Annotated in this window: 8 protein-coding genes; 5 read left to right on the plus strand and 3 right to left on the minus strand. The window is 67.1% G+C overall.

What is annotated here, in order from left to right; all coding sequences use genetic code 11:
* The first annotated feature begins 72 nt into the window (after positions 1 to 72).
* Positions 73 to 1,932: a glycerophosphodiester phosphodiesterase family protein gene (locus tag ACESMN_RS02765; protein ID WP_373052056.1), complete on the plus strand. Its 1,860-nt coding sequence runs from the start codon at positions 73 to 75 to the stop codon at positions 1,930 to 1,932.
* Positions 1,925 to 2,515 (plus strand): hypothetical protein, encoded by a 591-nt coding sequence (locus tag ACESMN_RS02770; RefSeq protein WP_373052057.1) that lies wholly within the window; start codon positions 1,925 to 1,927, stop codon positions 2,513 to 2,515. The genes ACESMN_RS02765 and ACESMN_RS02770 overlap by 8 nt, the downstream gene beginning before the upstream one ends.
* A 126-nt stretch (positions 2,516 to 2,641) precedes the next feature.
* Here ACESMN_RS02770 and ACESMN_RS02775 read toward each other — a convergent pair whose 3' ends face one another.
* The 3 genes from ACESMN_RS02775 to ACESMN_RS02785 all read right to left on the minus strand — a co-directional run bounded on the left by ACESMN_RS02775 (position 2,642) and on the right by ACESMN_RS02785 (position 6,886).
* The gene (locus tag ACESMN_RS02775; protein WP_373052058.1) at positions 2,642 to 3,715 is read right to left on the minus strand and encodes a transporter substrate-binding domain-containing protein; all 1,074 of its coding nucleotides are present in this window, start codon (positions 3,713 to 3,715) and stop codon (positions 2,642 to 2,644) included.
* A gap of 170 nt (positions 3,716 to 3,885) precedes the next feature.
* On the minus strand, positions 3,886 to 5,424 hold the full coding sequence (locus tag ACESMN_RS02780; protein ID WP_373052059.1) for an ATP-binding protein: 1,539 nt from the start codon (positions 5,422 to 5,424) through the stop codon (positions 3,886 to 3,888).
* Positions 5,425 to 5,434: 10 nt separating this feature from the next.
* On the minus strand, positions 5,435 to 6,886 hold the full coding sequence (locus tag ACESMN_RS02785) for an ATPase domain-containing protein (protein ID WP_373052060.1): 1,452 nt from the start codon (positions 6,884 to 6,886) through the stop codon (positions 5,435 to 5,437).
* 882 nt (positions 6,887 to 7,768) lie between these two features.
* Here ACESMN_RS02785 and ACESMN_RS02790 point away from each other — a divergent pair.
* The 3 genes from ACESMN_RS02790 to ACESMN_RS02800 all read left to right on the plus strand — a co-directional run.
* Entirely contained in the window at positions 7,769 to 8,140 is a 372-nt protein-coding gene (locus tag ACESMN_RS02790) for an Hsp20/alpha crystallin family protein (protein WP_373052061.1), read from the plus strand.
* Between the two features lie 280 nt (positions 8,141 to 8,420).
* On the plus strand, positions 8,421 to 8,645 hold the full coding sequence (locus tag ACESMN_RS02795; RefSeq protein ID WP_373052062.1) for a hypothetical protein: 225 nt from the start codon (positions 8,421 to 8,423) through the stop codon (positions 8,643 to 8,645).
* A gap of 356 nt (positions 8,646 to 9,001) precedes the next feature.
* Positions 9,002 to 9,525: CapA family protein (locus ACESMN_RS02800; RefSeq protein WP_373052063.1), on the plus strand; the 524-nt coding region annotated here is incomplete at its 3' end.

Consider the following 9,525-nt stretch of genomic DNA (forward strand, 5'->3'; position numbering starts at 1 on the left):
GCCGGGAGAACCGCCTTGCCAGCATCGAAGCCTGGTGGGAAGGCTCCATTGCGTCGGGGAGCCGGGGGTGCCGTGAACGTTTTACAGGATGTCGTCGCGAGCTATCGTGCCGCGCTGAAATTTCTGGCAGCGTTCACCCTGATCCACCTGTCGGTCCGCCTGCTGGCGGCTGCGGTCATCGTGCCGGTCTCGGGTCTTGTGCTCGCCGCAGCCCTCGCGGTTTCCGGCCAGAACGCGGTCACCGATCAGGACATCGCCTGGTTCCTGCTGACCCCGGCCGGGTTCGCCGGGGCTCTGGCGCTGATCAGCCTGTCGATCGTGGCCAGCGTCCTCGACGTCGCCGTGATGACCGCCACGCTGCGCCGACAGGAACACAGGGCGCACCGGGCGGTGATCTCGGGACTGGGCCTCTTTCTCGCACGTTTCGCCGGGTTGTTCGCCTTCGGCCTGCAACTCGTCCTGCGCATTCTGCTGATTGCGGCGCCGTTCCTCCTGATCGGCGCATTGATCGCCTGGCTGGCGCTCGGCCGCTACGACATCAACTATTACCTGACCTACCGGCCGCCGGCCTTCCTTGCCGCCGCAGGGCTCGGCGGTGCGCTGCTGGGCGGGCTCGCGGTCATCCTGTTGGCACGGTTGTCGAGCTGGGCCATCGCCCTGCATCTGTTCCTGTTCGGAAAGGTGCGGCCGCGCCGGAGTTTCGCCGAGAGCGCGCAACGGCTGCGCGGACAACGGTTGCAGGTCGTCGGGCGGCTCGTGGTCTGGGTCCTTCTGCGTACCCTGATGGTTGCGCTGGTCGCCGGTGTCGCCGCGCTTCTGGTCGCCGGTGTCCAGCAGCTCTTCGGGGCGAACCTGCGCTGGCTGGCGTTTTCCACGGTCGCTTTGCTGCTTCTGTGGGGGCTCGCGAACGCGGTGGTCTCGGCTCTTGCCAACGGCGCGCTCGGGTCCCTGCTCGACCGGCTCTACCGCGAGGCGACAGGGGATAACCCGGAGATTGCCGGGCCCGGCGCCCTTCGGCCCGCGACGGGCCGGACACTGCCGGTCTCGCTGCTGCTTGGCGGCGCGGCGGCCGCGCTGTTCGCGGGCCTCTACCTCGGCGGCAGCCTGGCCGAACGTGTCGGCGCCGAGCGCGACGTCGAGATCATCGCCCATCGCGGTGCTTCCGTGGCTCGGCCCGAGAACACCATGGCCGCGATCGAACAGGCCCTTGTGGAACGCTCAGACTGGGTCGAGATCGACGTCCAGGAGACCGCCGATGGCGAGGTGGTTGTCGCCCACGACAGTGATTTCATGAAGCTGGGGGGCGTCGATCTCAAGGTGTGGGACGCCACGATGGCCGACCTGGCCCGGATCGACATCGGCAGCTGGTTCGACCCGGCCTATGCCGGCGAACGCACGCCGACCCTGCGCGAGGTCCTGCTCGCCGCCAGGGGCCGGGGCAAGGTCCTGATCGAGTTGAAATATTACGGCCACGACGTCGCGCTCGAATCCCGTGTCGCGGAGATCGTCGCGGACACGGGCATGTCGGCGGACGTCGGAGTGATGTCGCTCAAGATCCCGGGCGTGCGCAAGATGCAGGCGCTGCGGCCCGAATGGCCCCACGGGATCCTCGCGGCCACCGCGATTGGTGATCTCTCGGCCCTGGATGCGGATTTCCTGGCCGTCAATGCCGGGCAGGCCTCTCTGGATCTGATCCGCCGAACCCACGCACAGGGGCGGAAGCTCTACGTGTGGACGGTCGACGACCCGGTGACGATGGTGCGGCTGATATCGATGGGCGTCGACGGGCTGATCACCAACAGGCCGGCGCTGGCCCGGCAGGTGGTGGCGGCGCGGAACCAGCTCTCCGCGCCTGAACGCCTGCTCCTTTGGATAAGCGACCGGTTCCGGCTCAAGAGCTTCGATCTGGTGGCCGACGAAGTCGATGCCTGAGCGTCCAAACACCGCGGTCGCTGTGCTTCTGGGCCTTTGCATCGCCGTCCTCGCCCCGACGCACGCGACCGCGCAGACGGAACCCGGGGAGTCCTTCGCCTTGCGTCTCTCCATCGAGATGGCGGCACATCGCCGTCTGGTCGCGGTCATGAACAGGACCGGACACGTACCCGCTCCGTTCACCACCGACGGCTGCAGCGGCGGACTGTCGATGGCCTGGGACCTGATCGCGGATCTCCTGCCGGCGTTCGCCCGCACCCACGAGGCGCGACCGCCCTGGGAGGCCTGCTGCGTGACTCACGACCGGACCTATCACGCCGCGGGCGCCGCGCACACAGCCGAAGACAGCTACCGGGCGCGGTTCGCAGCCGACGCGGCGCTGCGGGAGTGCGTGCTCGACACCGGTGCCCACCGGACGCCATACCTGTCGGAGACCTACGGTCTGACCGAAGGGCAGATCACGGGTGCCTACGCGATAATCGCCGACGCCATGTTCGATGCGGTGCGGCTCGGCGGCGGACCCTGCAGCGGGTTGCCGTGGCGCTGGGGCTACGGCTATCCCCACTGCCTGCTCGGAAAGTGAGCGAATCCCTCGGGACGCCGGCGCCCGGTATTGCCTTCCGCGACGGCGTCCGGAACGTACTGGCGCGCCAGGCCCATCCCTGCCCCAACCCCCCGGGCCGCATGCACGGCAGGCATCCGTGCATGCTCAGTCGCCGAGAAACTCGCGCTGCCACTCCTCCCATTCCTCGCTGGCGGTGACCACGAGCAGGGCCCGGTTGATGGGCTCGCGAAGTTCCCCCGCCTCGATCACTGCGAAACCGTAGTCCTGTTCGTCGAGAATGAAGGGCAGTACATGCAGACTGTGCATTTCCCAGGCGCTGATCTGGTACCGCAGAAGCGCCTCGTCCGACACAACGGCCTCGACCTCGCCCCGCTCGAGTGCCTGCAGCGCATCGGTCAGTGCCTCGTAGGCAGTGAAGTCGATCTGCCGGCCGTTCAGCCATTCGGCCGCGGTGGTCCCCGGCAGGGCCGCCACATGCGCGCGGCGAAGATCCGAGGGCGAACTCACGCGCGACTCCAGCTGGCCCACCGTCAACGACGAGGTGATCAACGCGGTGAACGTCGATACCGTGACCAGCGCCGCGAACATCCAGATCAGACCGATCAGTCGCCCGAAGAAGGTCACCGGCGCCTTGTCTCCGTAGCCGACGGTGGTCATGGTCACGGCCGCCCACCAGAAGCCGGAGCCGATACCCCGGAGCGGCCGCTGGCTGAACTGCGCCTTGTTGCGGCGGCGCTCGGCCAGCCACAGCAGCATACCCCAGAAGGTCAGCAAGGCCACGAGGGCCAGCAGCACCATCATGAAGTCGCGCGAGAAGAACACGCGCACCACGGCCCACCAACCGCTGTCGTGGCGAAGGCTGGCCGCCACCCCGAGGCCGGTCCGGAACCAGGAATGGGTGAAGTCCAGCCGCCTCTCGCGTTCGGCGGTGATGGTGAGCGCGCCAACCGCTACATCCAGCTCCCCGCTAGCAGTCTCCTCGAGGATCGCCTGGATGCCGCGTTCGCGATACACGTAGTCCACCTGCATCTCCCCGGCCAATGCCTCCCAGAGGCGGATCGCGAGGCCGTCGTAACCCCCTGCACCGTCGGGAATCACGAATGGTGGCGCTACCCGCACTCCGACCTGAAGGGTCTCCTGATCGTGCGGGTCCTGCGCCTGCACGTTGGTCGAAGGGAAAACGGAAAGCACGAGCAACGCGGAAAGCAATCGGATCATGCGGCCTCCTGACCGGGATTCGCGCCCATCCTGCCGTGCAGGCGTCCCGCTGTCACGGTGACTTGCACTGCATCGCACCCGGGGTCAGCCCCCGTATCCAGCATGGTGCAGCGCCCGGAGCTGCCTTGTGAGACCGGCCCCTCCCCCCGAACCGGCACCGGACAGTGGTCTCAGTGGCTGGAGGCCATTGCCCGGGCGAGGGCCTCCGCGGATAGCGGCTTGGTCAGGTAGCGTTCGATGCCAGTGTCCCGGGAATGGCGTTGTACTTCGGGGCTGCCGAAGCCGCTCATGCCGATGAGGCGGACCCCCTGCAGGCCGGGCAGCCTGCGCAGGCGGCGCGCCACCTCGAAGCCGTCCATATCCGGCAGTCCGATATCCAGCAGGATCACGTCGGGGCGCTGCCGCTCGGCTGCGATGATGCCTTCGGCCCCGCTGCCGGCCAGTTCGACCTCGTAGCCCTTGCGGCTCAACAGAAGCTGTATGCCGAGCGCGAAGTCACGGTTGTCATCAATCACCACCACCCGGCGGCCGGGCACGTCGGCCCGACTCTCACGGGCCGTTGCCACGGTCCGTGGCTCCTCAGAGAGTGGCAGGAGCACCTGCAGCTCGCTACCGAGGCCCGGGCCCTCGCTGCGCGCCTCGAGCCGGCCCTCGTGCATCTCTACCAGCCGGTGCACCAGAGCCAGTCCGATCCCGAGGCCGCGGCGCCCCCCGTCTGTGTCCGCCTGCCAGAAGGGTTCGAAGAGCCGATCGAGGGTCTCACGGGTCATTCCATGACCCTGATCCCGGACTCGCACCAGGACGTCGGTTCCCTCACGCTCGGCCGTGAGGGTGACCTCCGTGTCTGGTGGCGAATAACGGGAGGCATTGTCCAGCAGATTGGCGAAGACCTGGCGTAGTCGGGTCGCGTCCCCGTGCACCAGGAGCTCGTCCGTGGGCAGGTCCACGTCGAGACGCTGGTCGTATTCCTCGAGGTTGTGGCTCACCTGCGCTGCCACCTCGCGCAGAAGCCGGCCCAGCTCCACCGGCTCGCAGCGCAGCGCAAGCCGGTCGCGCGTCAGGCGCGAGATGTCGAGCAGGTCGTCCAGAAGCCGCTTCATGTCGTGGATCTGGGTCTGGATGATCTGAGTGCATTCCTCCGCCTGCTGGCCGTTCGGGGCCTGCACCAGAACCTCCGCGCAGAGGCTCGCCGCACCCAGGGGATTGCGCAGCTCGTGCCCGAGCATGGCGAGGAAATCGTCACGCCGGGCGATGGCCTCTGCACGTTCCGCCAGCAGGTCCCGTACCCGGAATTGCTGGAGCCTGTCGGCCACTGCCAGGCGCGCCACCGTGGCAAGGACCTCCAGGCGCACCGGCCGCTCGAGGAGCATCACCCGCCCAAGGGCCTCGAGGCCCTGCAGGGCCTGGGCTGCGGGGCCCGTGACAGTGCCGCCGGTCAGCACGATCAGCGGGACGGACGACCAGTCCTCCTGGGTTGCCAGCAGTTTCTGGACGCACGCCCCGGCGACACCAGCCAGCGCTTCCTGACTCATCAGCAGAACGCCCACCTGCGGGCCGAGGGCGGCACAGAACCCGGCAGCGTCGTCGAACACCTCGCAGGCCATCCCGGCAGAGTCCAGTAGACGCTGCATGACCTGCGCGTCCGCGCGGGTGGGACACAGGCTCAGGATCCGGGCATCCGGCTGGTGAGGCGGGCCGCCGTTGTTCATGGGTGACGGCTCACATCAGGGGACTCTGTTCACCCACGTATTCGGGTATTCCGGTCAGCACGCCCCGGAAACGGGTAAGGGGCTCACCCAGCACCAGCCCCCCGGGACCGATGCGGTACTCCCGGATGGTGTGTTCGTGGTCGCCGTAGCGCTTCTTCATCACCGAGATGGCCGCATGAATCGCGCCGTGCGCCTCGAAATATCGCTGCAGGATCACGGTGTCGGCGAGATAGCTCAGGTCCACGGACAGGCGCTCGCCGGTGGTCAGGGGACCAGGCTGGGTCATCGTCACCAGGGTGATCACACCCCGTGCGGCCAGGTAGTTCATGACGTCGTGAACGTGCAGGTGCATGAGCTGGTCGTCGGGCATGGCGTGCAGGTAGCCGTTCAGGCTGTCGATGGCGACGAAGCGGACCTCTTCCTCCTCTACCAGCCGCCGGAGGCCATGGCCAAACTCCCCCGGCGAACACTCCGCCGGATCCACCCGGATCAGCCGCAGGGCGCCGCTGTCGACGCGGGGGCCGAGGTCCATCCCCTGTCCTTTTGCGCGTCGGAGAAAGGTCTCGGCGGATTCGTCGAACAGGAATACCGCTCCGGCTTCGCCACGGCCTGCCAGGGCGACCGTCAGCTGAGAGACCAGGGTCGACTTGCCGGCCCCCGGGGGTCCGAGCAGCGCGGTGCTGGTCCCCTGAAGCAGACCGCCACCCAGCAGGGCGTCGAGGGGCCCAACGCCTGTCGAGACAACCCGGGACTCGAACGCGGGCTGGACCGGGACCGCGCGCAGGCTGGGAAAGACCTCGACGCCACCGGTGCGGATACGCATGTCGTGGTAGCCGCCGAGGTAGGGCTGGCCGCGGAGCTTTGGCACGTACAGGCGCCGCCGCTGCGGGCCGTAGTCGCCGACGCACTGTTCCAGGCGCACAATGCCCCAGGCAAGGCTGCGCGGATGGAGCAGTTCCTCGCCGAAGACCCCATCAACCATCAGGAGGGTGCAGTCGAGCTGGTGCAAGCGGTGCTGGATCCTTTCCATGTGACGGCGCAGATGGCCCGGGCGGTCGCTCAGGATACGCAGCGCCGAGAGCGTGTCGACCACCATGCGTTCGGGCCGGAACTCCCCGACGGCCTCGAGCAGTTGGTCCACCCGTTCGTCCAGGGCCGTCTCCGAGAGGTGGAACAGCACGGGCGCACCGCCGTCTTCGACCTTCCCGGTGAGGTCACGCACTTCGACTCCATCCAGCGTCCAGCCGTGGGAGGCTGCCGCGGTCGCGAGCTCCCCGGTCGTCTCCGAGAAGGAGACCATCAGCGTTCGCTCGCCGCGGCGCGCCCCTTCGAGCAGGAACTGAAGGCCAAGGGTCGTCTTGCCGGTGCCGGAATCGCCTTCCACGAAATAGAGGAAACCTCGGCGTAAGCCACCGCCCAGAACCTCGTCCAGGCCCGGCGTGCCGGTCGAAATCAATCGCATCCCATCTTTCATACCCGTCTCACATTGAACTGGACCCTGAAGCGTATGCACGCACGAAGATGGCCTCGCGCCGTGCCGGAACGGCGAGAAATCCGCAGATTGGTGGGCACCGCGCGTTCAGTCGAGTATCAGCCGGTTCAGCGCCATCACCCCTATGCCGCCTTGCGGAAGTATAGCAACGGAACACGGCGCCGCCCTGTGGCACAGTCCATGCAGGATTCCGGGGGCAGCGTAGCGGGCGGGGCAAAAGTCGACCCAGGAAGTGGCCCGCAGACCGGGTTCGCGCGGCGGTGCGTCGCAACGCGATCATTCTCCGGGACGCCCGGGGGTCGGACCAGGGTACGCCCGGGGGGGGCGAAAAGCGCAGTCCAGGAATGTTTTCAGAGGCGGAACCGCGGTCCTTTTCATTGAAGATCAATACATTGCCTTGGTCCGACCCCCAGAGGTGGGTTGTGGGCGTATTGATCCCCACCGGTAGTACTACGCCTTTCTGCCTCCGGCGGATCTTCCTAGAGTAGGAAGGGTAAAGGGCATTCCCGGATCCGCGCGGGGATACCGTCTCGTCAGTTCCACGAAGAGATGGGCTGACAACGAGCACTGCGAACCGCGCCACGCGCGTGGACCCGGCACATAACCTCACAGGAGCCCAACATGATCGTACGCGAAGTGATGACACCGGACCCGATCATGCTCGGCGCAGGAAGCGGCACAGCACATGCGCGTTCCTTTGGCGACTGAATCCACGTCGACAGCCCCCATCGCAACCGGCCGTGCGGGGCTGCTGCATCCATACCGTGCCGGATTCGTGCAAGGAGGAAAGACATGGCACTTCCAACCCTGTTTCGCCCGCGTTCGCTTGGCCGCCGGAGCGAGTCGGCCGACATGTTCGAGCAGATGATGCAACGCCTGTTCGACGAGTTCCCGGCGGAGACCTCCGGGGGCGGCTATCCGGTCGACATTCGCGAGGAAGACGGTCACCTGATCGTCGATGCCGAAATGCCCGGCTTCAAACCCGATGAAATCGACGTCTCAGTGGCGGACGACATGCTGACGATCCGCGCGGAGCGATCGGCCGAGACCCCCAAAGGGCGCCCCCATCTGCAGGAGCGGCAGTTCACTCGGGTGCAGCGTTCGTTCCGTCTCCCCAGCGCCGTTGATCCGGATTCGGTCGATGCGAAGCTCGAGGGCGGCGTGCTCCATCTCGACATGAAGGAAAGTGAGAGTGAGCGCGTCCGCAAGATCGAAGTGCAGTGATGCAATGTCCGGCGCCCCGTTTGCACCGGGACCCTGGAGCGGCTGCCGTTGCGGGCGTCGGACCGATCCTCATCGGATCGACGAAAGAGGGGTGCGCCTGTCCCGACCCTCCTGAACGATCCGGGTGGGATTGAAGGAACCACGGCGGAAGCAAGGCTGTCCCCCGATTGGATGGCCGTTCTGACGCCCTGACGAAGTATTTTCACAGGGCAACCCGATGGAAATGCGCCGGCGGAAGCGGGCGGTTTGCATCGCAATGCATTCTGACAAGAGGTATCTCATGACAGACAAATCGAAAATTCAGGGCGAAGGCGACCGGGAGTCCGCGAAGCGTTACAACAAGGATACGCAGGAGTTCGTTGAGTCCGGGAAGGTCGAAGAGGCCGCCAGGAAGGCCGGCGAGGGCGACAAGGAGGAAATGGAACGCGCCGAAAAGGCCGGTGAGGAACGGGCAAGGGAATATGATCCGGCCGTCGATCGGGACTACTCGAAGCCGACCAGGTAAGGGACCCGTCCCGGCGGTCTGGCAGGGCGGGCCGGGCGCGGCTCCAGCCGCTCCGGACATCCTTCCACTGTGATGCGCCGGAGCCGGTGCGGGGTCCGCGCCGGACTGAGGGCAGTCCCCTGCGTGCGCCGTTGAACGCAGTATCGCCAACGGACCCCGGCAACGGTGCGGCGGTTCGGCCCGATGCCAACCACACCACGGTCACGAGGCCTCGACGAACGACCCTGAACCCTCAGCCGAAGCAACGTCGAAGCAGCGGCACCGAGCATGGGCGCGGGAACACGACCCGGAAGGCATGCGGCGGTCCGGCCCGGCCGGGCCTCGGCAGCGTCGGGCTGTTTCTCTGTGGCGATGTCATGCTCGGACGCGGCATTGACCAGATCCTGCCGAACTCGGTCGATCCGTTGCTGCGGGAATCCTACGTGGGCTCCGCCCAGGCATACGTGCGCCTGGCCGAGCGCGCGCACGGTCCGATCCGCCGCGACGTCGGCTTCGACTACGTCTGGGGCGACGCACTGGCGGTCCTGCGCGCGGCCGCGCCGTCCGCGCGCATCGTCAATCTCGAGACCAGCGCCACCACCTGCGGAGATTTCTGGCCGAAGGCGGTGAATTACCGGATGCATCCGGCCAACCTGCCGGTGCTCACGGTAGCCGGCATCGATTGCTGCACGCTGGCGAACAACCATGTGCTCGACTTCGGGCGGGAGGGCCTGGACGAAACCCTCGCCGCGCTCGAACACGCCGGAGTTCCCGGGGTCGGCGCGGGCCACGACGATCGCCAGGCCGCCGCTCCGGTCCGGATTCCCGTGCCCGGTGGACGGATCGTCGTCTTTTCGTTCGGGTCTGCGACCAGCGGCATTCCCGACGAATGGGCAGCTGC

Origin of the sequence: Thioalkalivibrio sp. (assembly GCF_041690275.1) — a bacterium.
Taxonomy (GTDB): domain Bacteria; phylum Pseudomonadota; class Gammaproteobacteria; order Ectothiorhodospirales; family Ectothiorhodospiraceae; genus Thioalkalivibrio.